Consider the following 25605-nt stretch of genomic DNA (forward strand, 5'->3'; position numbering starts at 1 on the left):
GTTTTTTAATGTCAACAAAAACCATCATATGAAAGATAAGAGGATATTATATGTATCATCTGAAGTAGTGCCCTATTTACCTGAAACCGAAATTTCTTCTATGTCATTTGAAGCGCCTAGATTAGTAAATCAACAAGGCGGACAAATTAGAATATTTATGCCTAGGTATGGTAATATAAATGAGCGAAGACATCAATTACACGAAGTTATACGCTTATCTGGTATCAACTTAGTTATTAACGACTTAGACATGCCGTTAATTATTAAAGTCGCTTCGATACCAAAAGAGCGCATTCAAGTTTACTTTATTGATAACGACGAATATTTTAAAAGAAAAGCAACCTTAACCGACGAAGCTGGAAAACTATTTCCAGACAACGACGAGCGCGCTATCTTTTTCGCTAAAGGCGTTATTGAAACCGTTAAAAAATTAAATTGGGCTCCAGATATTATTCATGTTCATGGTTGGTTAGCGTCTTTATTACCGCTTTATTTTAAAGAATACTACAAAGACGAGCCTCTTTTTAGCGAAAGTAAAATTGTAACCTCGGTATACAACCAAAGTTTCAACGGCACGTTAAACGAAGAGATGATTAATAAAATTAAGTTTGATAATATCGATAACGAATCGATTCAACCATTGGAAGAACCAACTTATACAAACTTAATGAAGGTTGCTATTGATTATTCTGACGCTTTAATTATTGGTTCTGAAACCATTCCTGAAGATTTAGAAACCTACTTAAAAGCATCAGATAAACCTATTTTAGAATATAAATCGAAAGATGAATTTGGTGAAGCTTATACAACATTCTTCAACGAAACCGTTTTAGGATAAACATCAAAGTCATAACATTTTATGAAAAAGACCATTAAATCCCTTCAATACCCTATTGTTTTTCTTCTTTTGGTTGGCGCTTTTATTAGCTGCGATAAAGATTTTAACGTTATAGAAAGTGATGTTCTTGGCGATGAGAACGCAAACTTTAATACTAAAGCCACCCTATGGCCTTTAGTTGGATACAACAAAAAGCTAGATTCCTTACAAATTAATAACCTAGGCATTACAGGAAGCAATGGTTCAGGAGGAAATTTACTTGGGGTATTTAACGACCCTGCATATGGTCTTACAACAGCCAGTATTGTATCACAAATAGTACCTAATAAGCTATCTCCAGAGTTTGGCGAAAACCCTGTTATAGATAGTGTGGTTTTTAAAATCCCTTATTACAGTACCATTGTTGACTATGATGACGACAACAATCCAGAGTACAAATTGGATTCTTTATACGGAAAAAGCAACGCTCCTATCAAACTAACCGTTTATAGAAGTAATTATTTCTTAAGAGATTTTGATCCCAACAGTACTGAAAACCAAGCACAAAACTATTTTTCAAACGGACGTAGTACCGTAAACACAGCACTAAACGGCACTTCGGTGATTACATTCGATGATCATATTGTTGATGCAACGACACCTATTTATTCAGAACCTAAATTTATTCCGAGTAACGAGGGGATTATAACCACAATAGGCGAAGATGATGACAAAGTTTCTACTAACGAATCGCCTGCATTACGTGTAAAATTGAATAACGATTATTGGAAAACAACCATTATCGATAAAGAAGGAGATCCTGTTTTAAGCAGCTCCAATAATTTTAAAAATTATTTTCGCGGACTTTACATAAAGGCTGAAGCCATTGGCACAGATGGGGCTATGTTGCTCCTAAACCTTTCTGCAGCCAATGCGAATATCACTATGTATTACACCTCTGGTGAAGAAGAAAGTAGAAGCCAGGATACTTATACTTTGAATTTCTCAGGTAACATTTTAAATACCTTTATCAACAATTATAACATTCCGCTTACTAATGGAGATAAAACTTTAGGTGACGATAAACTATACTTAAAAGGCACCGAAGGATCTATGGCTGTAGTAGAACTGTTTAGCGGTAAGGTTGATTGCGATGGTGATGGTGTTGTAGATACCGATGCTATTGATTGTTTTAAGCAAACTTATAGGAAACTAGATGAGGATGGTAACTATGTTAAAGACCCCCTTACTAATAGATACGAACTTAAAAAACTTATTAACGAAGCACAACTTGTTGTAAGCGAAGATGATAACCTACCAACAGGTGGGGTTGAAGACTACCACACCTACGATCGTATTTATGCCTATAACATAAAAACAAACAATCCTACTTTAGATTATTCTATTGGTGATGCCACAACAAATCAATCCGACCCATTAAATTCTAAAATAGTTAGTCTTGGTCAACGTAGCGAAGATGGAATTTTTAAAATTCGCCTAACACAACACCTTAATAATATTTTATTCACAGACTCTATTGCCGAAGATACTCCCACTAAAATAGGACTAGTACTCTCTACCAATGTAAATTATACCGATACAGGAATAATTCTTGATAGTGGCGATGAAGTGACAGAGGTACCACGAGCTTCAATAATTTCACCTAGAGGAACAATTATTCAAGGAAGTACAGCTAACATTCCAGAAGAGAAAAGACTTAAATTGAGAATATTTTCTTCTGAAGCCAAAGAATAAAATCAATAATCATCTCCTATTGTGAATTTCATCGTATAAAATGAAAGCTACACATAATAAATATGATTCATTACACTTTATTTTTCATATTTGTTAGGAATTATTAACTTCAATATTAAAATATAATATATGTGTGGAATTGTTGGATATATTGGACCTAGAGAAGCCTATCCTATTATAATAGAAGGCCTGAAACGTTTAGAATACCGAGGATACGACAGTGCAGGAATTGCACTTTTTGACGGGAAAGACCTAAAGGTTTCAAAAACTAAAGGAAAGGTGGTCGATTTAGAGGCCCAAGTTGAAAGAGAAATTACTACGACAGGTAATGTTGGAATCGGACATACAAGATGGGCTACCCATGGTGTCCCAAACGATGTCAACTCACATCCTCACGTTTCAAATTCGGGGAATCTCGTTATTATTCATAACGGTATTATTGAAAATTACGAATCGCTCAAATTAGAATTGATCTCTAGAGGATACACATTTAAATCGGATACTGATACTGAAGTTCTAGTAAACTTAATTGAAGAAATTCAAAAGCAAGACGATTTAAAACTAGGTAAAGCCGTTCAATTAGCATTAAACCAAGTTATTGGCGCTTACGCCATTGCTGTTTTTGATAAAAATAAGCCTGAAGAAATTGTTGTAGCACGCTTAGGAAGTCCTTTAGCTATTGGAATTGGTGATAATGAAGAAGAATTTTTTATTGCTAGTGATGCGTCTCCATTTTTAGAATACACAAAAAATGCCGTGTACCTTGAGGATGAAGAATTAGCTATTATTAGATTCCATAAAGGCATTAAAATTAGAAAAATTAAAGATGATTCTTTAGTAGAAACCTATGTTCAAGAATTACAACTTAATTTAGAGCAAATTGAAAAAGGTGGCTATGACCATTTCATGCTTAAAGAAATTCATGAACAACCTAAAGCCATCACCGATACTTACAGAGGCCGTTTATTAAGAAACGAAGCTATTATAAAAATGGCTGGTGTTGAAGATAACATGAAAAAGTTTCTTAATGCCAATCGTATTATTATTGTGGCCTGTGGAACATCTTGGCATGCTGGACTAGTTGCAGAATATATTTTTGAAGATTTAGCACGAATTCCTGTTGAAGTAGAATATGCTTCTGAATTTAGATACCGTAATCCTGTAATTAACGAAAATGATGTGGTCATCGCCATTTCACAATCGGGAGAAACAGCCGACACTTTAGCTGCTATTAAACTTGCAAAATCAAGGGGAGCCTTTGTATTTGGCGTATGTAATGTAGTTGGCTCTTCAATAGCAAGAGAATCTGATGCAGGAGCCTATACCCATGCCGGACCAGAAATTGGTGTAGCTTCAACAAAAGCTTTTACCACACAAATAACGGTTTTAACCCTAATCGCTTTAAGATTAGCACGCGCAAAAGGCACAATAAGTAGTTCCGATTTTAGAACACATCTTCTGGAGTTAGAATTAATTCCGAAAAAAGTTGAAAAAGCCTTAGAGGCCGATGATAATATTAAAGCCATATCTGAAATTTACAAAGACGCTAAAAACTTTTTATATTTAGGTCGAGGTTACAATTTCCCAGTAGCTCTCGAAGGCGCTTTAAAACTCAAAGAAATTTCATATATTCATGCAGAAGGCTACCCGGCTGCAGAAATGAAACATGGACCTATTGCATTAATTGATGAGAATATGCCCATTGCAGTAATTGCTACTAAAAAGGGACATTACGAGAAAGTCGTAAGTAATATTCAAGAAATTAAATCCCGTAAAGGAAAAATTATTGGCATCGTAACGGAAGGCGACACCCAAGTTAGAGGACTAGCCGATCATGTTATTGAAGTGCCTGAAACTTTAGAATCACTTTCTCCATTGCTCACAACAATTCCTTTACAATTATTATCCTATCATATTGCGGTAATGCTTGATAAAAATGTTGATCAGCCGCGTAATTTAGCAAAATCAGTGACTGTAGAATAAACAACAAAAAATTAGCTTTTTTTTAAAATGCCATGATTTCAAGAAATCATGGCATTTTTTTATTAAAAAAACAGCTATTTGATAAAAATAAAGGGTTTTTTTTACGAAATTTAACTATGCGTGCATAGATTTTTATATTTTTAGCAATGAACAATATTTCGTTCTTTTGCGAATTATTGTTTTAACTTAAACGAAACATACTACATGAAAAAAATTCTCCCCCTATTTTTACTGTTCATTTGTGGATTAACCCACGGACAAACCATCGTTTCAGGAACCGTTGTTGATGATGCCAATCTACCTATTCCCGGAGCTAACATTATTGTGGTTGGTGCTGCTGTTGGCACCGTTACCGATTTTGACGGCAAATTTATATTGAATTACACTAAAAACCCACCTTTTTCCATTCAGGCCAGTAGCGTAGGTTTTGAAACCGTTACTAAAGCAGTGACTACTAATAACGAAACTATAAATTTCATTTTGATAGAAGGAACAGCTCTAGATGAAGTTGTCATTTCAGCATCAAGAACCCCTGAACGTATTTTTGAATCTCCTGTGACGGTTGAACGTATCGGTCTAAAGGAAATTAAAAACACCGCTTCAGCCGATTTCTATGACGGATTAGAAAACTTAAAAGGAGTCGACGTAAACACCAATTCGTTAACTTTTAAATCTGTAAACACCAGAGGTTTCGCAACGTTTTCAAACAACAGATTTATGCAACTTGTTGATGGTATGGATAATTCCACACCAGCGCTTAACTTCCCCATTGGAAACTTGGTGGGTATGACGGAAACCGATGTCCTAAGTGTTGAACTACTGCCTGGAGCTTCTTCTGCTTTATACGGCGCAAACGCCTTTAACGGTATTTTATTCATGCGTAGCAAAAATCCGTTCGAATATGAAGGATTAAGCGCCTCTATAAAAAGAGGTGTCACGTCTCAAGAAGCTTCTGGAACAAATCCTTATACCGATTTAAGTATTCGTGCCGCTCATAAGTTTAGTGAAAAATTTGCTGCAAAATTTAATTTTGGATACTTAGAAGGCACCGATTGGGCTGCAACTAGTGAAGTAGACAGAAACATGGAAGCCGGTACTAGAGAAACTAACCTGAACTATAACGGTATTAATGTATATGGCGATGAAGTTTCACAAAACCTAAAACAGGTTGCTATTTTGTTAGAATCGGCAATTAATCCTGCTACCGGACAACCCTACTTACCAGCTGGCGCAAGCACATTGGCTCCTTCTGTACAAGTAAGTAGAACAGGATATAACGAAAAATACCTTACCAATAATGAAGCAAAGAGCATTAAGGCCGACTGGGGCTTATACTACCGCCCATTTGAAAATGACTTTGAAGTTTCATACGTCGGAAAAGTTGGAACTGGTACAACCATATACCAAGGATTAAACCGCTACTACATAGACAACTTTTTCCAAGAGCAACACAAAATTGAATTCCGTAACAAAAACTTCTTCTTAAGAACGTATTTGGTTGCTGATAAAGCTGGTGATTCTTATGATATGGTTTTCACAGGGATTAATATCAATAGAGCATGGAAACCAGATTTAAACTGGTTTGCAGAATATGCTGGAACTTACGTTTTATCAACTTTAGGTGGTGCTAACGATGCCCAAGCACATGCCGCAGCACGTGCTCAAGCAGAAACAGGAAGGTTTGAACCTGGTACACCCGAATATATCGCAGCTTTCAATAAAAGTATTAATGATCCCGATTTATTAACAGGATCTAAATTTCAAGATGCTTCAAAATATTACCACACCGACGGTAATTACAATTTTAGTGAACTCATAAAATTTGCTGAAATTCAAGTTGGTGGATCTTATAGAAAATACAGTTTAAATTCCTTCGGAACCATATACACCGATTACGACGGCTCCATCGATTATTTTGAATATGGTATGTATACACAAATTCAGAAAAATCTGGAATTAAACGAAAGCTTGGACCTTAAACTAACGGGGTCTGTACGTTATGATAAGTCTGAGTTTTTCGACGGTTTCTTCTCACCAAGAATATCGGCTGGCTTAACTTTAAACAAAAATCATAACTTCCGTGCTTCTGTACAAACAGGATTCAGAAATCCTACCACTCAAGATTTGTTTATTGGGCTGGATGCTAATCGTGCCATATTGGTAGGTTCTGCACCAACGAACTTAGACCGTTATTCAGGTGATTATAACGTAAGTGGAAGCGGACAAATAGGTGGGCAACCTAGTGTGATTACCCAAACGGGGGCAGCTGCGTATAACAACTCATATTCTGAAGCTTCGGTATTAGCTTATCAAGCCTCAGGTGATGTTAACGACCTTGTGGTTTCTAATCCCGATTTAATCAAACCTGAACAAGTAACCTCTGCTGAAATTGGATACCGCGGTAAACTTAAAAGCCTGACTATTGATTTTAGCGCTTACTTCAACAGCTATAAAGATTTTATCGCCCAAGAATATGTTGTAGCACCATTATACGGTCAAGTAGGTGATAATTCACTATCTATCGACGCCCTTAATCGCGGTGATGATGTCACTTACAACGCTTATACAAACTCTAAAGCAGCTGTTAACTCTTATGGAGCTTCTATTGGGGTATCTACAAAAGTATTTGGTGATTTCGATTTAGGAGCCAACTACACTTTTGCCAAATTAGATTTTGACCAAGAGAAATATCCGGACTTCACAACAAACTTTAATACACCCGAACATAAATTCAAAGCGACTTTTGGAAACACCAATGTTTTTAAAAACCTTGGTTTTAATATCGCTTATCGTTTTAGTGATGATTACTATTGGGAGTCAACTTTTGGAAACGGATTAATTCCAGAGTACCATGTGGTAGATGCTCAGGTAAACTATACGATACCTTGCTTTAAATCGACATTTAAATTGGGTGCCACTAACTTATTAGGTGACGAATACTACACCGCTTACGGCACCGGATTTATTGGTTCTATGTATTACCTCTCATGGACTATTAATAACTTATAAACTAACAATTATGATTAAATCTAAATATATAGGAGTACTATTAACCCTCTTAGGCTTATCAGCTTGCAATACGCCTGAAGACATCCTTCCTCCTGTGAACGAGGAAAAGCTTCCTGAATTAACGGCCGGCAGTGCCGATTTCTCAAATTACATATCTGTAGGGGCTTCCCTTACTGCTGGTTATTCAGACTTCGGATTATTTATCGCAGGCCAAGAAAATTCATTTCCAAATATGTTAGCCTCACAATTCAAAAAAGTTGGTGGGGGCGATTTTTTACAACCATTAGTTAATGACAATACTGGTGGTATACTTGTTGGCGGTACACCTGTTCGTGGTTACCGTTTAACATTTAATAGCGAGATTCCTGGGCCACAACCTTTAAATGAATTTTTAGAAGGATTAGGTGCTCCTGTACCACCAATTACTACAGAAGCCGGAATTAATATAGGCAGTGATTTTAATAATTTTGGTATTCCGGGCTCCAAAAGTTTCCATTTAATAACGCCAGGATATGCTGGTGCTAACCCATATTATGCCAGAATAGCTTCTGCACCTGCTGCAACAGTTATTGATGACGCCGTGGCCCAGCAGCCTACATTTTTCACATTATCTGAAGTTGGGGCAAATGATGTTCTAGGTTACGCTTTATCTGGAGGTGACGGTTCTGACCCTATTACAGATCCTGCAACTTTTAACGCATCTTTAGAAGTTTTAATAAACAAACTTACAGCAAACGGGGCTAAAGGAGCCATAGCAAATGTACCAAGTATTACAAGTGTTTCTCATTTCACTACCGTACCTCATAATCCAGTTCCTTTAGATGGACCTACAGCAGATTTACTAAACAGCATGAATGGCTATGGGGCTTATAACGCTGGAATCGCCCAAGCTTATGCTTATTTAGTGGCGAACACCCCCTTAACTCAAGAAATGGCCGATGCTGAAATTGCAAAACGTAGTATTTCCTTTTCTGCTGGACCAAATAACGACCTAGTTATTATTGATGAAGATTTAAGAGATTTAACGGTTTTAAACCCCGCTTTAATCAATTTAAGACAAGCTACGGCAGACGACTTAATTTTGCTTACAGCATCATCTGAAATCCCTAAAGGTATAGGTGTATCTACCCCAATGGGAGATAAATTTGTACTTACTCCAGAAGAACAGACAGAAATTAACAATGCTACCATGGCTTATAACACCAGCATTGAAGCCATAGCAAAAACAAAAGGTTTGGCTTTAGCAGATTTAAAAAGTGTTTTAGATGAAGCTGCTACAAATGGAATCGCCTTTGATGATTTTTTTCTAAATACAGATTTAGTCTTTGGTGGCCTAGTAAGTTTAGACGGTATCCATTTAACCGCAAGAGGATATGCTTTAATGGCAAACACCTTCTTAAAAGCTATTGATACTACATATGGATCTAATTTTGAAGCTTCAGGAAACTTAATGAAAGCAGCAGACTTCCCAATTTCATATGCTCCAACGCTACAGTAAAATCTGAATGCAACACTTTTAGATGACCCCAAAAAAAAGCTCTAATACAATTTAATATATTAGAGCTTTTTTTTAAATCAAGGAGTCTTAATTTAAACTATTGGAATAACTAAGATCTCATAATTCTTCTTAATGATGCAAAACCTCTAAACAAAAAAAAACACTCTATAAAAGAGTGCTTTTTGTTTTAGTATTTCAAATTTCAAAACTGCTGCTTTTTAAAGCGAAGCAACATTTTTACTATAATCTACTTCTTTGGCTACACCGTCTACCCAGTGAATCCATTTGCCGACTTTTTTACCATTATCATAATTAGCTGAAACAATTTTTTTGCCTTCAGTGTCAAAACTTAACCAAACACCATGTAATTTACCATCTGCTGTGTAAGAACCTGTTTGGCTTACAACACCATTGTCATGATAATAAACAACATCGATTAAATTCGTTTCCTTATTAAGTTTTAATTCCCTCTTTTGTTGTGCAAAAGAAACCACTGTCATTAACAAAGCGAAAAATATTAAAATTGATTTCTTCATAATTATGGGGTTTTAATGTTATAACACAAATATACAATATAATTAACTTTTAGACAATCATTACGTAACATTAATTTAACATTGGAATCTTAAAAACCTAATAATCACAGGACTTACAAATCTTTGTTAACATAAGTTAATTAATGATTACATAATATTTTATTTACATTAAAACCAAGTATAAAAAGGATATTTGCCCTGTCTTAAGACAAAATAGTATTTCATATAATATATTAGTTTTTGTCGACTACATTATCATGATTTCTAGAAAGACTGCCTCGGCCAAGGCAGTCTTTACTGTTTTACAATGTTAACAATTAGGTAACATTGGATTAACATTAGAATAAGTTCTTTGCCACCGACAAAAACTAATTTTACATGAACATTAAATTCCCCCTTCTTGGGGCAGCACTTCTTGTTTGCACATTCATGTATGCACAAGAAATCAAAACAGGTGCATTTGGTAAAGGTATTTTCAATGTTACTGGAAAGGACAGTACTTTTACAATGAAATTTGCAGTACGCTTTCAACTCTTAGGTGTTTCAAGTTGGAAAGAAAACCAACCTAACGATTTAAGTTTTTTAGTAAGACGCTCCAGGTTAAAGCTAGATGGCTTTGTGTACTCCCCGAAATTAAAATATAAATTCGAGGCAGGTTTCTCCAATAGAGACATGTCGGGAGGTTCCGATGATTTTACTCATGGTTCTCCTAGGTTTATTATGGATGCCTTTGTGGATTGGAATTTCTACAAAAATATGATTATTCGCGTCGGACAAGGAAAACTACCAGGAAACAGAGAACGTATTATATCGTCTGCAAATCTTCAGCTTGTAGATCGATCACTTCTAAACAGCAAATTTAATATTGATAGAGATATTGGATTTCAATTGAAACATTTTTTTAATCCCTTTGGAAATCTATACTTTCGTGAAATTCTATCCATTTCCTTGGGTGAAGGACGAAACGTAACCTCAGGAAACCTGGGAGGTCTGCAATATGTAGGCGGTATAGAGATCTTACCTTTTGGAAACTTCCAAAGTAAAGGCGATTATAAAGGAGCCGACTTAAAAAGAGAGCCCACACCAAAACTGGCTATTGCTGCAAGTTATGAATTTAACAATGACGCCGTTAGAACAAGAAGTAACCTAGGTAGATATATGTTTATTGACAGTAACAACGGACTCTATAAAACGGACATAAACACTGTGTTTATAGATGCTATGTTTAAATATAAAGGTTATTCTTTCATGTTTGAATATGCCGATCGTAACGCCGACGATCCCTTTGCAAAAAACTCAGATGGTAGTCTTACAGGAGATATTATTGAAACCGGAAACGCACTAAATTTCCAATCTGGATACCTTTTTGCTTCAAATTGGGAAATCGCAGGGCGCTATACCGACCTAAATATGAACACTTTTACTATGCAAAACTCTAAAGATATGTATACCTTAGGGGTTTCAAAATATATTGTTGGGCATAAATTAAAAATACAAAGTGATATCAGCTACATAGAAACCCATGGTGGATCCAATGAAATCCTAGCTAGATTACAAATGGACGTGCACTTCTAAAACATAACAATTCGATAACACTACACACATTTATACTCATGATATTTGCAAACTTATTTCAATTAAATACTATGGACAACATCTATTTGTACATGATTATCGCATTAGCCATTTTAGCCATTGCTGATTTGGTTGTTGGGGTTAGTAATGACGCCGTAAACTTTTTAAATTCTGCGATTGGTTCTAAAGCCATATCGTTTAAAACCATCATGATCGTAGCCAGTTTAGGCGTAGCAGTTGGAGCCGTTTTTTCCAGCGGCATGATGGAAGTCGCTAGAAAGGGTATTTTTAACCCGGGGGAATTCATGTTTGATGAAATCATGATTATTTTTCTTGCCGTAATGATTACCGACATACTACTGTTAGACTTTTTCAATTCTATTGGTATGCCTACATCCACTACGGTATCTATTGTATTCGAACTTTTAGGAGCCGCAGTTGCTATAGCCCTTATAAAAATTGGACATGACGGGGGAGGTTTCTCTGATGTTATTACCTATATCAATACCTCAAAGGCCACACAAATTATTTTTGGAATACTGCTCTCGGTGGTCGTCGCATTTTCGGTAGGTGCCTTTGTGCAATGGTTTTCAAGACTATTATTATCCTATAACTTCGAAAAAAGGCTAATTGGGTAGGCGCTTTATTTGGTGGTTTTGCATTAACAGCAATTACCTATTTTATATTTATGAAGGGCCTAAAAGGTACTTCATATGCGAGTCAGACCTTCGATATTTTTGGTGGTGATACCATGAGTCATTTTTTAGAAACACAAGTAATTCCTATTGTACTTGCTAACTTTATTTGGTGGTTTTTACTATCCTATGCTTTAATTGTATTTCTAAAATCAAATATTTACAAATTAGTTATTGTAGCAGGAACGTTTGCTCTAGCTTTAGCTTTTGCAGGGAATGACCTAGTAAACTTTATAGGTGTTCCTGTAGCTGCTTATAATGCCTTTACTGCATGGTCTGCCTCTGGAATTCCTGCAAGTGAGTTTTCTATGGGCATTCTAGCTCAAAAGGTCCCCACCAACAACTGGCTACTCTTTATAGCTGGTATGATTATGGTTTTAACCCTATGGTTTTCTACAAAAGCTAAAAACGTTGTAAAAACTTCATTAGACCTATCAAGCCAAAGTGAAACTAAAGAACGTTTTCAACCTAACTACTTATCACGAATTTTTGTAAGAACAGCCGTTTTAATGTCTCAGATTTTAGGTTATATGTTACCAAAATCTTGGCAAGCAAAAATCGACAAACAATTTGAAGCGCCAGTTATTAAAATTTCAAAAGACAAACGCATTGAACTACCTGCATTTGATTTGGTAAGAGCCGCAGTAAACCTTATGGTCGCTGCTGTACTTATTTCGATTGCAACATCTTATAAATTACCACTATCTACTACTTACGTTACTTTTATGGTTGCCATGGGTAGTTCATTAGCCGATCGCGCTTGGGGTGCAGAAAGTGCAGTTTACAGAGTAGCTGGAGTAATAAACGTTATTGGAGGTTGGTTCTTCACGGCATTTAGCGCCTTTACAGCGGCGGCCTTAGTAGCCTACTTACTTAACTTGAACATAGGCATTATGTTCCCACTCCTACTCCTTATAGCACTTGCCCTATTAATTAGAAGTTCTATTGTACACAGTAAAAAATCTAAAGAATTAAAAGCAGAAGACAGCTTAATAAGAGCCGAAAGCAGCTCAATACAAGGCGTGATTCACGAAAGCGCAAGCAACATTGCCAATGTGGTTAAACGTGGAAACAAAATTTACACCAATTCAATAAATGGTTTGGCTAAACAAGATTTAGTCATGCTGAAAAAGAACAACAAACAAATTGTTAAATTATCACAAGAAGTTGAAGGCTTGCGAGATAATATATTTTACTTCATTAAAAATTTAGATGATTCGAGTATAGGGGCTAGTGATTTTTACATCAATATTTTAGGTTACCTACAAGATATGACACAATCTTTAGATTTTATTTCTAAAGCCATTCATAAACACGTTAACAATAACCACAAAAAACTAAAATTCAATCAAATTAAAGAATTGAAAGAGGTTGATGTTATTTTAGAACAGCTTTTCAATGATACTAAAGAAGCTTTTGAAACCCAATCGTTCAGTAAAATTTCGCATATACTAACAAGTAAAGAACCGTTATTTAAATTGCTTACTGAAAAAATTCATAAACAAGTAGAGCGCACTCGAACGGAAGAGTCTAGTCCGAAAAACACAACTTTATATTTTAGCTTATTATTAGAGACTAAGGATTTGTTATCGGCAACCATGAACCTGTTAGAGGAATATGATAATGCTCATGACGACTCTGTTAAGCCAGCTAAAATAGCTGAAACGAATAACGTTCAAACCATTAAAATTAATAACGAAGAAGAATAACTTTCTTTTATTCTTATCTACAAAACACTCATAAGGCTACAGCTTAATGAGTGTTTTTTTTGATATCATATTTCATGATTTTTTAAATAAACGGCAATATTTTCGCTCAGCTCATTAAAACATCTACCTTTGTTGGCATTAAAAACTAAAAAACATATTATTTATGATTTCAAACAACGCGTATTTTAACGACAATGTAAAATCTTTAGGTTACACGACTACAGAAGGTAACTCGACTTTAGGAGTTATGAACCCAGGTGAATATGAATTTGCCACGTCTAAGCACGAAACTATGCGAGTTATCGAAGGCCAAATGGTTGTTAAACTACCAAACGCAACAGACTGGGCTACTTTTAACGCCGGAGAAGCCTATGAAATTGATGCGAACGAAAAATTCCAGGTTAAAGTATCTTCACAAACTTCCTATTTGTGTACCTACAAATAATCGTTTAAATGCAAAAACTTTCGTTCTTCGTAATCTATATCTTTTTTTTGTACGTAAATGCATTAAACTAAAATTATAATTATGAAGAAAATTTCGATTTTATTGCTCGCTATTCTAACCTTATCATGTGTATCTAAAAAAAAGTATCTGGCTTTAGAACATGAAAATGGAGAAATAAGAAGCGAATTACAAAAAACGAAAGTAGAAAAAGAGGATTTAGAAGCTAAATTTGCCAGAATTGAGGAGCGTGTAGAAACCTATAACTCTAAAATCTCATCTTTACAAGCCGAAAATGACTCAAAACTTGATGTTGTAGAAAACGGAACAATCATTTCCAATGACGCCAAAATTAAAATGCGTGAAACATTAACACATGTGGATGCAGAGAAATTAAGTCAAGCTAAAACACTAAAAGATTCTATGAATTTAGCTGTAGCTTATAACCTTGAAAAAGTAATTAACTCTTCAGAATTAGATAACGAAGAAGATTTTGGTGTGAGTATTGACGGTACTGTGGTTATGATTTCTATTGCCGACGACATGCTTTTTAACACAGCTAGTTACAGATTGAGCTCTAAAGCAGATCCTATCTTAAAAAAATTAGCCGATGTTATTAACTCTGAAGAAAGTTTAGATGTTATGGTTGAAGGTCATACAGACTCTAGAACCATCAATACAGATCATATCGCAGATAACTGGGACCTTAGTGTATTAAGAGCCACATCGGTAGTTAGAAAGCTACAAGACAAATATAATGTCGCTCCAGAAAAACTGATCGCTTCAGGTAGAAGCAGCTATCAACCGATCGTGGATAATGATAGCTCTGACAACCGTGCGAAAAACAGAAGAACACGTATTATCATTCTTCCGAATATTGATAAGTTTTTTGCTTTGATGGCTGATGAAAGCTAATTTATAGCACATCTACAATAATGTATAAAACAGAACGAGCTGCCTTTTGGGCGGCTCGTTCTGTTTTTATACAACTAAGTGTATTTCAATTGAGCCAAAAAAAAAATCGTCTAAAACATACATTTTAGACGATTTAATATTTAAAAGATTAACTTATAAAGTTAATAGGATTAGCCTTCACAGCTTGCGCATTCTTTCTTCTGCTTAAACTTTTGAGCCGCATTCATACTATGCTGGTAATACAATGATTTAAGCCCTAATTTCCATGCCGTAACATAAATGTTATTTATATCTTTTACAGGCATATCTGGATGCACAATAATATTTACCGACTGTCCTTGATCGATATGGTTTTGACGATTGGCAGCTTGATATACAATAACCAACTGATCGATTTCAGAATAAGTTTTAAACACATCACGCTCATGTTCTGTAAGGAAATCTAAATGTTGTACCGAACCATCATAATCGCGGATACTACGCCAAACTTCAGATGTATTTTTACCTTTCTCTTCGAGTAATTGCTCTAAGAATGGATTTTTAATCGTGGTTTTAATCTTAGCGATATCTTTCACATAGATATTAGACCAGATGGGCTCGATTCCTTGTGATACTTGTCCTAAAATAAAGGCCGAAGAGGTTGTTGGTGCGATCGCGTTTAATGTCGCGTTTCTTCTTCCGTAGCCTTTTAAAACTTCCGGCTCGCCATATAACTCAGCTAATTCTTCTGAAGCTTTATACGACTTCTCTTGAATTAACTTAAAAATCTCACTGTTTAAACTATAAGCCTCTTCACTATCGAATGAGTACATTTTAGACTGTAATAAGGAATGCCATCCTAAAACACCTAAACCTAATGCACGGTTAGATTTCGCGAAGTTATAAGCACGTTCCATAAACATGAACGTTTGTCTATCCTCTAAATCTGAAGAATCTCTGTACTCCTCTAATTTCTGAACAAATTCTGTAATTACAGCATCTAAGAAATACACCATGGTTTCAACAGCATCGGTATCTTTCCACTTATCGTAGTGCAATACATTTACTGAAGATAATACACAAACAAAAGACCACTGATCATTTGAAGGCAACATTATTTCAGTACACAAATTAGAAGCTACTATTTTATGATCGTTTTCTTTATAAACTTCTGGAGCTTGATTGTTAGCATGATCTTTAAAAAATATATACGGGTAACCAATTTCACCACGACGTTGAATTACTTTTGCCCAAATAGAACGTTTATCAACATCACCATCAATCATTTCCTGCATCCATTTATCGGTAACAGAAACACCATGTGTAAGTTCTTGGATGGAGTTTCCTTCGGTACCAATTTCTAAAAACTCTTTAATATCTGGATGCTCCACAGGTAAATACGGAGAGAAACGCCCTCTACGAACAGAACCTTGACTAACTACATCCACCATTTTTTCAAAAAGCTGCATAATGTGTACCGCGCCAGATGAAACGCCATTATTTTTTACAGGTGCCCCACGGTGACGTAAATTACCAAAATAACCAGAGGTTCCTCCTCCTAATTTTGACATCATACCAACTTCCGATTGGGTATAAAGAATATTCCCCATATCATCAGCGATATTCGAACCAAAACAACTTATAGGTAAGCCACGTTTTTTACCGAAGTTAGACCATACTGGCGAAGCTAAAGAGAAAAACCCTTCCGCCATATATTTATAAAACTTATCAGCATAACCATCAATTTGTAGAATCTCTTCTGCACGATTCGCAATTTCACGAATACGTTCTTCAGGGGTAGTGCCATCGGTTAAGTAACCCGATTCTAAAAATTTTCGACTGTTTTCAGTTAACCATTTAAATTCAGGAGCATCTTCCTGTTGCGTTGCTTTTTTAATTTGTTCTTTACGAGCATTTACTAATTCGTCGTAATTTGTAGATTTTTCGGTTTGAGATTCTTGGAGGTTCGTCTGTACTTTCATAATTAAAATAGGTCATCGCTGGTTATACTTTTTGTTCTTTTACTATAATTGATTGAGCGTTTCACGAAGAAATCGCCGTGTTTGGTACCAATAATTTCATCATCAAACCATTCGGTTTCTGCTAATAATTTTTCATTTACAGTAAACACCTTACCTATACCAATACTTTCTAAAGAATTATTAAAACGATTTTTAATAAACTCGTTTATAACATCCTTTGGAAGGAAATCTAACTCGCCTTCTTCAAAAATCCAATCGATGATATCGCTTTCGGCTTCAAAAGCTTCTTTGCAAATGGTCTGGATTTTTTCGTTGTATTCTTCTCCAAACCATTTCGGGTTTTCTTTCTTTATAATATTGATAACATCAATGCCGAAATCGCCATGAATTTGTTCTTCTTTTGATGTTGCTTCTACCACATTAGATATTCCCTTCAGCATATTTTTATGCTTATTGAAGGCCATAATGATTAAAAACTGAGAGAATAGAGACACATGCTCAATAAATAAAGAAAACAACAAAATAGATTCAGCATACTCCTGAATATTTTCACTTTTAGAATTTTTAAGTGCCGTTTCTAAATAGTGCACGCGACGCATAATTACCGGCTTCTTTTTAAGAGATTTAAATTCAGAATTTAATCCTAAAATCTCAAGAAGATGAGAATACGCATCATGATGACGCACTTCGCTTTCGGCAAAAGTAGCTCCAACAGAACCAATTTCTGGTTTTGGCATTTTTTGATAAATATCGCCCCAGAATGTTTTTACAGCAACTTCAATTTGTGAAATGGCTAACATGGTGTTTTTTATAGCCGATTTTTCAACCGAACTTAGTCCGGTCTTAAAATCCTGAATATCGCTAGTAAAATTAAATTCACTATGGATCCAATACGAATGTCTAATAGCATTTACATATTCATATAAATCTGGATATTCGTAAGGCTTTAAATTAATACGTTTTTCAAAAATATTAGTTTGGCGTTTCCTAGCCTGTTCGTCGCGATATAATATGTAAGCCTTTGCGGCATCATGAAAGGCACTACCCATCAATTTATCTTCAACAATATCTTGAACTTGCTCTACAGTAGGTACATAACGGGCATCCAGTTCTTTTCGTGCTAAAAGAGCTTCTAATACTTTGTTTGAAATGTCTGCGGCATCTTCACTGGTGCCATGATTTACAGAGAGCATAGCCTTTTCAATGGCATGCGTAATCTTTTTTAACACAAAAGGGGTTGTGTCGTAATCGCGTTTAATAATGTGGGAAATTTCCATGGTTATGGCGCTGATTTTGGTTATTTAATTAATATAGCAACTAACAATACCGAATAACAACTAAAATTCTACCTCATGCGATAAAAAGTCAATACAGTAAAAAGACTTCTTTAAAGCTATGATATATTAAAAAAGGTATTCGGTGAATTCAAAATACATTTTTAACAAGTTTATTAACAGGCTAAAAAAAGGATTCTATTCTTGTATTTTGAGCAGAACAAAGATTGTAAAATGATTGATATGTTTTAACAAAAAAGAAGAAAGCTTTTCAACAAGTTTTTAACAAACATTGAAAACACTTAAAATCAATAAGTTTACACAAAAAAACACTTATTTTACTGACATGATGTGTTTTACATTTTTTAAAACTTAGAAAAGTCTACAAAAAAATTAAGGATTTTTACACCAAAAACCCTTAATTTAAAGGAATCTTAAGCGTTATTAACAGAAAAATTAGAAAGCTACATAGACGCAGCTACCTTCTCCAATTCGGCATACCAGTCTATTCCAAATTTACGAATCAGACCTTCCTTTACAAATTTATAGATGGGCACTTGCAACTCCTGGCCAAGAGCACAGGCATCGTCACAAATTTGCCATTTATGATAATTAACTGCCGAAAATTCGGAATAATCTTGAACTCTTACCGGATATAAATGACAGGATACTGGCTTTTTCCAAGTAATCTCTCCTTGATTATAGGCTTCTTCAATAGCACAAAGCGCCACGTTTTTGTCATCAAAAATAACATAAGCACAATCTGCGCCATCAATTAACGTGGTTTCTAAATCACCATCTTCAGTTTCGGTATAAGTACCTTGGGCCTCAATAGCATCAATGCCTGCTTGTCGCAAAAAAGGTTTAACTTTCGGATAGATATCATCCAGAATTTTAGCTTCCTCAGCATCCAGAGGCGCACCTGCATCCCCATCTATACAACAAGCACCTTTACAAGCCGACAAATTGCATAAAAAATCCTTCTTTACTACATCTTCTGAAACAATCGTTTTCCCTAACTGAAACATAAAAATCACCTATTAAAATCGTGGGCAAAAATAAACAAACTTTAGCTTAAACTTTTAAGATTATTCGGCAATAATGGTATATTTTTGCCGAAAATTCAAAATTAGCTAAAAAACAGATTTTTAATTTAGAATTTTCTTAAAAGAACACAAAATACAAAACTAAAAAAACCAAGTGTTATTACTAGGTTAACAATTTAATACCTATGGAACTAAAATTCAATTTTAAAGAAATATTTACAGCATTCATGATTTTATTTGCTGTAATTGATATTGTTGGAAACATTCCCATTGTTATCGATTTACGAAAAAAAGCAGGACAAATTCAAAGTGAGAAGGCCTCGATTATTGCTGGAGTCATATTAATTATGTTCCTATTTCTAGGAAAAAGCATTTTAAACCTTATTGGTATCGATGTTAATTCGTTTGCTGTTGCTGGCTCCTTTATTCTATTTTTTATTGCTTTAGAAATGATTTTGGGTATCACCCTTTACAAACAAGAAGAACACGATGCCATGACAACCGCAGTTTTTCCTTTAGCATTCCCACTTATTGCTGGGCCAGGAAGTTTAACTACTCTACTGTCGCTACGTGCTGAGTTCGCTACCGAAAATATCATAATTGCCGTATTATTAAATGTTATCATTATCTTTATCGTGCTTAAAACATCGGCTAAGATCGAACGTTTAATAGGACAAAACGGTATCAACATTATTAGAAAAGTATTTGGTGTGGTACTACTAGCCATTGCTGTAAAATTATTTGCACATAACATTAAAGCCTTGTTTGAGCTTATTTAAAATTATTTACAAATGAAAATTTTTACTATAATACTAAGCATCATTGCTTTAGGTTTAATCATTTTTAATTGCACACAGTTAGATTTTAACGCCCCGTTTGAAGGCCAAAGCATGGTTGCTATAATCACCATTATGGCATCACTTTGTGTGATTGTAATGATGGCCATTTTACGTACTTCAAAACACATTGAACAAAAGATAAAAAACAGAAAATAATGTACGACGCCCTTATTATTGGTGGTGGCGCTGCAGGTTTATCTTGCGCTTTAGTTTTAGGTTCTGCAAAAAACAAGGCTTTTGCTAGCGATAAAAAGATTGGTATTATCGTACACCAAAAAACATCGCATTTACAAACAGCCCTATTCAATAATGTTTTAGGACTAACCCCAGGAACCACTGGCGAAAGTATTTTAGAAGACGGCAAAAATCAACTCGCTAACTTATACCCACACGTTGAGCAAATTGACCACGAAAAGGTATTAAGCATTACCAAACTAAATGACGCATATAGCGTAACTACAAACAAAAACACATACCTCACCAAAATAGCGGTTATCGCTGTAGGCTATACCAACTTGATGACCATTGAAGGTTTGGAGCCGTATATTGAAGCCCACCCTAGAGCAGCAGCTGAAAAAAATCGTATTTGGCTAAAAAATACCGATCACCTTATTGAAGAAAACCTATATGTTGCTGGTACTTTAGCGGGTTGGCGCAGTCAGTTTGCCATAGCTTCAGGAAGTGGCGCTCATGTGGCTACCGATATTTTAACACTTTGGAATGACGGTAAACATGTGAAGGTTCATGATAAGGTTGCGGTGTGATCTCGAATTCAAATAATTTAACTTTGGAATCTTTGTGATTTTCAAGGTGTTTTACGGCATGATCCTTCAAGCAAAAATAAACTAACCTCTACCCTACCCCCCGCTTTCAAAGTCTACTTCCTCAACATCCTCAACAACTTCACCACGACTCAAGCGCACCACCTCTTCAATCATGATATCGGTTTGATTGTAAACCTCTTCAAAAGCCCCATTGCCATAAAGTTGATCGGCTAAAGTTGCTTTTATGTATTGCTTCACCTCATCGTGATAGGCTACGAAAGTCACTTTAGAATCGGAACGCAGATTTAAATAATCCTGAAAAGCGAACACAAGGTCATCTCCTACTTCAAAACTATCTATAAAATCACGTCTTGAAACACCTTCGTATCGACCACGGTCTTTTTCAAGCTCTTCAAACACAAAATTTCCAAAAAAGCCACGACGCAATAAAAAGGAAAGGGTTTCATTTTGCATACCACTATCTATAGGCACAAAAACGTCGGGGATAATACCGCCGCCGCCGTACACAATTTTTCCGCCTGGAGTTACAAACTTTAAGGAATCGTCGACATGAATTTTCTCAGGATCTAAAAGTTCTCCGCTAGTAATTCTATCGAAATACTCATCATAATAATCTTTATTACCATGATCGTAAGGTCGCTGAATAGAACGTCCTGTAGGTGTGTAATATCTTGAAACCGTTAAACGCACCGCAGATCCATCTCCCAAATCCATTTCCCGCTGCACCAATCCTTTACCATAAGATCGACGACCAACAATGGTACCTATATCGTTATCTTGCAAAGCTCCTGCTACAATCTCACTTGCCGAAGCGGAGTTTTCATCAATCATAACATAAACTTTTCCGTTTTCAAAGTCCCCTTTGCTGGTTGCAAAACTCTCCTCGATATCGCCGCGTTTATTTTTAGTAAACAAAATAAGCTTATCATCCTCTAAAAACTCATCAGCAATCTGTTCGGCAATTCCTAAAAAACCTCCAGGGTTTCCTCGTAAGTCTAAAGCAATTTCGGTCGCTCCAGAAGCCTCGAGTTCTTGAATGCCTTTTCGAAATTCTTTATAGGTAGACTCGGCAAAGCGATTCACCTTAATATAGCCCAGCTTGTCGGTAAGCATATAATAGGCATCCACACTTTTAATAGGAATATGACCGCGTTTTACAGAAAATTTTAATAGTTCGGGTTCGCCACGTCGATACACCGTTAAATTCACTTTAGAGTTTATAGGCCCTTTAAGTTTTTTAACCAGAGCGCCATCTTCAATATTTTTCCCAAATAAGGTATCGCCATCGGCAAAAATAATACGGTCGCCCCCTTTTATCCCTGCTTTTGCACTTGGCCCGCCTTCAATGGCACGAATTACAGCAATCGAATCTTTATAAGTATAAAAACTCACACCAATACCCACGAAATCACCTTTCATTTCTTCGGTAACACGCTGCATGTCCTCCTTAGGGATATACACGGAATGCGGATCTAAATTATCAAGAATCCCGTTAACGGTAACATCAACAATACTATCGGTATTAACATCATCCACATAATCGTACTCAATATAATCGATGAGTCTGTTAAGCTTATCTTTCTTACTATTGGTAGTAAATAAACGGTCTGGTGAATCTCTAAAACTTAATTTTCCGCCAATAAAAATACCTGCCGCAATTGCAGCACCTATAAACAAGGGAAGGTATTTTTTTTGAAAAGCCATAAAATGCTATGCTTTTAAATCTTCTATTCTTTTAAGTTTTATACCAGCCTTTTCTAAGAATTTCAATCCGGAGTCATCCTTATAAGCTTCGTGATACACCACTTTTACAATGCCTGCTTGGTGGATAAGTTTACTACACTCTTTGCAAGGCGACATGGTAATATATAAGGTAGCACCTTTACAAGATTGTGTTGAAGCCGCTACTTTTAGAATGGCATTGGCTTCGGCATGTAATACATACCATTTGGTGTAACCTTCGTCATCTTCGCAAAAATTTTCAAATCCGGAAGGTGTTCCATTATATCCGTCGGAAATAATCATGCGATCTTTCACGATAATCGCTCCTACTTGTCGGCGATTACAATACGACAACTTTCCCCACTCCTGAGCAATGCGCAAATACGCTTTGTCGTACTTTAATTGTTTGTGTTCTGGCATTAAAAATTATAATCATTAGGGCGTTACCCTCATTTCAAGTCCTCGTTAAAAAGGGAACCTTACTACAATTCGGGTCAGGCTTTACGCTGCAATCTTTTGCCGAAAAAAGCAAAAGGATTTCCACTGCAATCCTTAACGCAAATTCACGTTCGAACTCTAATCCATTCTGATTAACGAAGATAGGTGCTTCGTATTTTAATTACAACGTAAGCCCGTTAAATTTTAAGAATAATTTAAGCTTATTCAGCCTTTAACTGAAAGATAAGAATAAGTAAAGTCTGTTTTTAAGCTAAAAAATCGCTATTCAAGATCATAGGAATAACCAAGCCAACAACAATAGCCGAAATAACCATAACCCAATCACGCATAGAAAACCTGAAAATGGTTTGTACTAAATACCCCAAAAACAGGACTAAAAACACGATAATTACTTGAGCGATTTCAATACCCATGGCAAACTCAAAAAGCAGCAATAATTTACTATCCGAATCCCCTAAAAGAATTCTAAACTCTCTAGCAAAACCTAATCCGTGAATTAAACCAAAAAATAAGGTCGACAAAAACAAGACACCAACCTTTTCTTTTTGCGCTCCTTTTCCAGCAGTAAACACATTAAATAGTGCAATAATTAAAATGGTAATAGGAATTAAAAATTCTACTATACTAGCATTTATACTTACCACCCCATAGCTTGCTAAAATTAAAGACAAAGTATGACCTAAGGTAAACATGGTTACCAAAAGCAATACACGCTTCCAATCTTTAAACAAATACGGCACAGCCAATACGATTAAAAATAAAACATGATCGTAAGCATTAATATCAAGCACATGGTTGATACCATATTCCACGTGAAACCAGAAATTTTCAAGCATAGTTATAACAATTTGGGTGGCTCAAAGATATACAATTAATTATATTTCTTGCGGAGTTGCGACAACATCTCTTCGGTAATATCATCTAAAGAAAATTGATGTTTCCATTTCCAATCTTGTCTCGCATAAGAGTCGTTAATACTTTTTGGCCAACTGTTGGCGATATCCTGTCTGTAATCCGGTTTATAAGATATTTCAAACTCAGGAATTTGTTTTTTGATAGATTCAGTAATGTCTTCTGGTGTAAAACTTACTGCCGCCAAATTATAGGAAGAACGGATTTTAATATCTTCTGCTTTAGCTTGCATAATATCCACAGTAGCTTTAATAGCATCATCCATAAACATCATAGGCAATTCACTTTCATCTTTTAAAAAACATTCGTAAGATTTGTTTTTAATGGCTTCGTGGTAGATTTCCACCGCATAATCGGTAGTTCCACCTCCTGGCAAAGTTTTCCAACTGATAATACCCGGGTAACGCAAACTTCTTACATCTACCTGATATTTATTGAAATAATATTCACACCAGCGCTCGCCAACTTGCTTGGTCATACCATAAACCGTTGTTGGCTCCATTATGGTATATTGCGGTGTGTACTCTTTAGGTGTTGTTGGTCCAAAAACAGCAATACTGGAAGGCCAAAATACTTTTTTTATAAAATTATCTTTAGCTAAGTTTAACACATGAAATAATGAGGTCATATTTAAGTCCCAGGCTTCCATAGGGTATTTTTCCCCTGTTGCACTTAACATCGCGGCCATTAAATAAACGGTATCAATATTAAACTTTTCAACACATGTTTTTACGCTTGCATAATCTTTGGCATCAACAATTTCGAACAGTCCTGAATTAACAATATCTAAGTTACTGTAACTTATATCACTAGCCACCACATTATCATCGCCGTAAATGCTTCGCAACTTAAAAGTTAATTCGGATCCAATTTGCCCACAGGCACCAATAATTAGTATTTTAGAGCTCAATATTCAAGGTGTTTATAAAGAATTTTCAAAAATAACAAGTTTTCGTTAAAAATAATCTACAAAAAGACCGAAATATTCTTAATTTGCTATCCATCTATGTTATTATAAAATCAACTATTCCTATATCTTTGTAGCCTATTGTCTCAAAATGAAAATGATGCGTAATAAATTTTTATGGTTAGTCGGCATAAGTATTCTACTTTGGAATTGTAAAAAAGATCCCGATCAAGCAGCAACAACCGAAACTGAAGTCGATAACAGTAAACTCATTTCTGAAAACGACATTAAAAGTTTCGATTACACTGAGTTTTCCATTGACAATAAAGTACAAGCTCAAATTAAGGATTGGGCAGAGTATTATAAACTGCAAGATGTTATCGAGAAGGTAAAGGCTAGCGACTTACACTTTTTTAAGGACAATGAAAAAACAATAAAAGACGCTTTTAAAGAGTTGAAAGCAACCATTCCAGGCACTATAAAATCACCCTCAATAGAAGCTCGTATTTTGGTTGTAGAAACTAAATTTTATAAACTGGAAAGTTTGTTTAATCTGGGCACCACTAGCGAAAAGGAGCTAGAGGCCAGTGTTGAGGAAGTATTGGTAGCTTTTTCGAATTTAAACCTTCAAATGAATAAAAAAGCAGAGTTTGACGCCATCAACATTGTAAAACCTCAATAAACATTTCTCGTTTTAAGCGCAACAAATTGGATTTAAGCATTCATAAAAACCTTAAATTATACTCATTTTAATACAGCATAAAAT

20 protein-coding genes and 1 pseudogene are annotated in these 25605 nt (G+C 35.4%); 13 read left to right on the forward strand and 8 right to left on the reverse strand.

Features of this window, described 5'->3' with window-relative positions; all coding sequences use genetic code 11:
* Nucleotides 1-28: 28 nt before the first annotated feature.
* From C1A40_RS04345 to C1A40_RS04365, 5 genes are all read left to right on the forward strand, one after another.
* Nucleotides 29-838: a glycogen/starch synthase gene (locus C1A40_RS04345; protein WP_102994828.1), complete on the forward strand. Its 810-nt coding sequence runs from the start codon at nt 29-31 to the stop codon at nt 836-838.
* 21 nt (nt 839-859) lie between these two features.
* A complete protein-coding gene (locus tag C1A40_RS04350; protein WP_102994829.1) occupies nt 860-2572 on the forward strand; it encodes a BamH family beta-barrel-assembly machinery protein in 1713 nt (570 codons plus the stop codon).
* 129 nt (nt 2573-2701) lie between these two features.
* A complete protein-coding gene (gene glmS, locus C1A40_RS04355) occupies nt 2702-4555 on the forward strand; it encodes a glutamine--fructose-6-phosphate transaminase (isomerizing) (RefSeq protein ID WP_102994830.1) in 1854 nt (617 codons plus the stop codon).
* Between the two features lie 204 nt (nt 4556-4759).
* On the forward strand, nt 4760-7564 hold the full coding sequence (locus C1A40_RS04360; RefSeq protein WP_102994831.1) for a TonB-dependent receptor: 2805 nt from the start codon (nt 4760-4762) through the stop codon (nt 7562-7564).
* A gap of 10 nt (nt 7565-7574) precedes the next feature.
* The gene (locus C1A40_RS04365) at nt 7575-9062 is read left to right on the forward strand and encodes an SGNH/GDSL hydrolase family protein (protein ID WP_102994832.1); all 1488 of its coding nucleotides are present in this window, start codon (nt 7575-7577) and stop codon (nt 9060-9062) included.
* A 218-nt stretch (nt 9063-9280) separates the two neighbouring features.
* Here C1A40_RS04365 and C1A40_RS04370 read toward each other — a convergent pair whose 3' ends face one another.
* A complete protein-coding gene (locus tag C1A40_RS04370; protein WP_102994833.1) occupies nt 9281-9598 on the reverse strand; it encodes a toxin-antitoxin system YwqK family antitoxin in 318 nt (105 codons plus the stop codon).
* A gap of 378 nt (nt 9599-9976) precedes the next feature.
* Here C1A40_RS04370 and C1A40_RS04375 point away from each other — a divergent pair, with 378 nt between their 5' ends.
* The 4 genes and pseudogenes from C1A40_RS04375 (at nt 9977) to C1A40_RS04390 (ending at nt 14934) form a co-directional block, all read left to right on the forward strand.
* Nucleotides 9977-11173 carry a porin gene (locus C1A40_RS04375; RefSeq protein ID WP_102994834.1) on the forward strand — a complete coding sequence of 399 codons (1197 nt, stop codon included), beginning with the start codon at nt 9977-9979 and terminating at the stop codon, nt 11171-11173.
* Between the two features lie 71 nt (nt 11174-11244).
* Nucleotides 11245-13577, forward strand: a pseudogene (locus C1A40_RS04380) (inorganic phosphate transporter).
* A gap of 163 nt (nt 13578-13740) precedes the next feature.
* Nucleotides 13741-14022: a pyrimidine/purine nucleoside phosphorylase gene (gene ppnP / locus C1A40_RS04385; protein WP_102994835.1), complete on the forward strand. Its 282-nt coding sequence runs from the start codon at nt 13741-13743 to the stop codon at nt 14020-14022.
* An 81-nt stretch (nt 14023-14103) separates the two neighbouring features.
* Nucleotides 14104-14934 (forward strand): OmpA/MotB family protein, encoded by an 831-nt coding sequence (locus C1A40_RS04390; RefSeq protein ID WP_102994836.1) that lies wholly within the window; start codon nt 14104-14106, stop codon nt 14932-14934.
* A gap of 170 nt (nt 14935-15104) precedes the next feature.
* Here C1A40_RS04390 and C1A40_RS04395 read toward each other — a convergent pair whose 3' ends face one another.
* The 3 genes from C1A40_RS04395 to C1A40_RS04405 all read right to left on the reverse strand — a co-directional run bounded on the left by C1A40_RS04395 (nt 15105) and on the right by C1A40_RS04405 (nt 19197).
* The gene (locus C1A40_RS04395; RefSeq protein ID WP_102994837.1) at nt 15105-16895 is read right to left on the reverse strand and encodes a ribonucleoside-diphosphate reductase subunit alpha; all 1791 of its coding nucleotides are present in this window, start codon (nt 16893-16895) and stop codon (nt 15105-15107) included.
* Between the two features lie 2 nt (nt 16896-16897).
* Nucleotides 16898-18172, reverse strand: a complete 1275-nt coding sequence (locus C1A40_RS04400) for a ribonucleotide-diphosphate reductase subunit beta (protein WP_102994838.1) — start codon at nt 18170-18172, stop codon at nt 16898-16900.
* Nucleotides 18173-18633: 461 nt separating this feature from the next.
* Entirely contained in the window at nt 18634-19197 is a 564-nt protein-coding gene (locus tag C1A40_RS04405) for a DUF3109 family protein (RefSeq protein WP_102994839.1), read from the reverse strand.
* 203 nt (nt 19198-19400) lie between these two features.
* Here C1A40_RS04405 and C1A40_RS04410 point away from each other — a divergent pair, with 203 nt between their 5' ends.
* From C1A40_RS04410 to C1A40_RS04420, 3 genes are read left to right on the forward strand one after another with little or no spacing between them, the layout of a single operon-like run.
* Nucleotides 19401-19994, forward strand: a complete 594-nt coding sequence (locus C1A40_RS04410) for a MarC family protein (RefSeq protein ID WP_067144958.1) — start codon at nt 19401-19403, stop codon at nt 19992-19994.
* 12 nt (nt 19995-20006) lie between these two features.
* Nucleotides 20007-20210, forward strand: coding sequence for a hypothetical protein (locus tag C1A40_RS04415; RefSeq protein WP_102994840.1), 204 nt, complete (start codon nt 20007-20009; stop codon nt 20208-20210).
* Nucleotides 20210-20818: an FAD-dependent oxidoreductase gene (locus tag C1A40_RS04420; protein WP_102994841.1), complete on the forward strand. Its 609-nt coding sequence runs from the start codon at nt 20210-20212 to the stop codon at nt 20816-20818. Before C1A40_RS04415 ends, C1A40_RS04420 begins: the two co-directional genes overlap by 1 nt.
* Nucleotides 20819-20911: 93 nt before the next feature.
* On the opposite strand, the gene C1A40_RS04425 is transcribed toward C1A40_RS04420, so the two are convergent.
* The 4 genes from C1A40_RS04425 to C1A40_RS04440 form a co-directional block, all read right to left on the reverse strand.
* Nucleotides 20912-22543, reverse strand: a complete 1632-nt coding sequence (locus tag C1A40_RS04425) for a S41 family peptidase (protein WP_102994842.1) — start codon at nt 22541-22543, stop codon at nt 20912-20914.
* Between the two features lie 6 nt (nt 22544-22549).
* Nucleotides 22550-22981 (reverse strand): deoxycytidylate deaminase, encoded by a 432-nt coding sequence (locus C1A40_RS04430; protein WP_067144966.1) that lies wholly within the window; start codon nt 22979-22981, stop codon nt 22550-22552.
* Between the two features lie 284 nt (nt 22982-23265).
* Entirely contained in the window at nt 23266-23856 is a 591-nt protein-coding gene (locus tag C1A40_RS04435) for a HupE/UreJ family protein (protein WP_102994843.1), read from the reverse strand.
* 35 nt (nt 23857-23891) lie between these two features.
* Nucleotides 23892-24842 carry an NAD-dependent epimerase/dehydratase family protein gene (locus C1A40_RS04440; RefSeq protein WP_102994844.1) on the reverse strand — a complete coding sequence of 317 codons (951 nt, stop codon included), beginning with the start codon at nt 24840-24842 and terminating at the stop codon, nt 23892-23894.
* A 154-nt stretch (nt 24843-24996) separates the two neighbouring features.
* On the opposite strand from C1A40_RS04440, the gene C1A40_RS04445 reads away from it, so the two are divergent.
* Nucleotides 24997-25521 carry a hypothetical protein gene (locus C1A40_RS04445; protein WP_158651268.1) on the forward strand — a complete coding sequence of 175 codons (525 nt, stop codon included), beginning with the start codon at nt 24997-24999 and terminating at the stop codon, nt 25519-25521.
* Nucleotides 25522-25605: the final 84 nt, after the last annotated feature.

The sequence above is a fragment of the Tamlana carrageenivorans genome, assembly GCF_002893765.1.
Classification (GTDB): domain Bacteria; phylum Bacteroidota; class Bacteroidia; order Flavobacteriales; family Flavobacteriaceae; genus Pseudotamlana; species Pseudotamlana carrageenivorans.

Bases quoted from the DNA above. Each gene is read 5' to 3' on its own strand.
- C1A40_RS04400 (WP_102994838.1), bottom strand. From the start codon at position 18,172: ATGGAAATTTCCCACATTATTAAACGCGATTACGACACAACCCCTTTT.
- C1A40_RS04395 (WP_102994837.1), bottom strand. From the start codon at position 16,895: ATGAAAGTACAGACGAACCTCCAAGAATCTCAAACCGAAAAATCTACA.
- C1A40_RS04370 (WP_102994833.1), bottom strand. From the start codon at position 9,598: ATGAAGAAATCAATTTTAATATTTTTCGCTTTGTTAATGACAGTGGTT.
- C1A40_RS04375 (WP_102994834.1), top strand. From the start codon at position 9,977: ATGAACATTAAATTCCCCCTTCTTGGGGCAGCACTTCTTGTTTGCACA.
- C1A40_RS04435 (WP_102994843.1), bottom strand. From the start codon at position 23,856: ATGCTTGAAAATTTCTGGTTTCACGTGGAATATGGTATCAACCATGTG.
- C1A40_RS04365 (WP_102994832.1), top strand. From the start codon at position 7,575: ATGATTAAATCTAAATATATAGGAGTACTATTAACCCTCTTAGGCTTA.
- C1A40_RS04350 (WP_102994829.1), top strand. From the start codon at position 860: ATGAAAAAGACCATTAAATCCCTTCAATACCCTATTGTTTTTCTTCTT.
- C1A40_RS04345 (WP_102994828.1), top strand. From the start codon at position 29: ATGAAAGATAAGAGGATATTATATGTATCATCTGAAGTAGTGCCCTAT.
- C1A40_RS04430 (WP_067144966.1), bottom strand. From the start codon at position 22,981: ATGCCAGAACACAAACAATTAAAGTACGACAAAGCGTATTTGCGCATT.
- C1A40_RS04390 (WP_102994836.1), top strand. From the start codon at position 14,104: ATGAAGAAAATTTCGATTTTATTGCTCGCTATTCTAACCTTATCATGT.
- C1A40_RS04360 (WP_102994831.1), top strand. From the start codon at position 4,760: ATGAAAAAAATTCTCCCCCTATTTTTACTGTTCATTTGTGGATTAACC.
- glmS (WP_102994830.1), top strand. From the start codon at position 2,702: ATGTGTGGAATTGTTGGATATATTGGACCTAGAGAAGCCTATCCTATT.
- C1A40_RS04425 (WP_102994842.1), bottom strand. From the start codon at position 22,543: ATGGCTTTTCAAAAAAAATACCTTCCCTTGTTTATAGGTGCTGCAATT.
- C1A40_RS04420 (WP_102994841.1), top strand. From the start codon at position 20,210: ATGTACGACGCCCTTATTATTGGTGGTGGCGCTGCAGGTTTATCTTGC.
- C1A40_RS04405 (WP_102994839.1), bottom strand. From the start codon at position 19,197: ATGTTTCAGTTAGGGAAAACGATTGTTTCAGAAGATGTAGTAAAGAAG.
- ppnP (WP_102994835.1), top strand. From the start codon at position 13,741: ATGATTTCAAACAACGCGTATTTTAACGACAATGTAAAATCTTTAGGT.
- C1A40_RS04415 (WP_102994840.1), top strand. From the start codon at position 20,007: ATGAAAATTTTTACTATAATACTAAGCATCATTGCTTTAGGTTTAATC.
- C1A40_RS04445 (WP_158651268.1), top strand. From the start codon at position 24,997: ATGATGCGTAATAAATTTTTATGGTTAGTCGGCATAAGTATTCTACTT.
- C1A40_RS04410 (WP_067144958.1), top strand. From the start codon at position 19,401: ATGGAACTAAAATTCAATTTTAAAGAAATATTTACAGCATTCATGATT.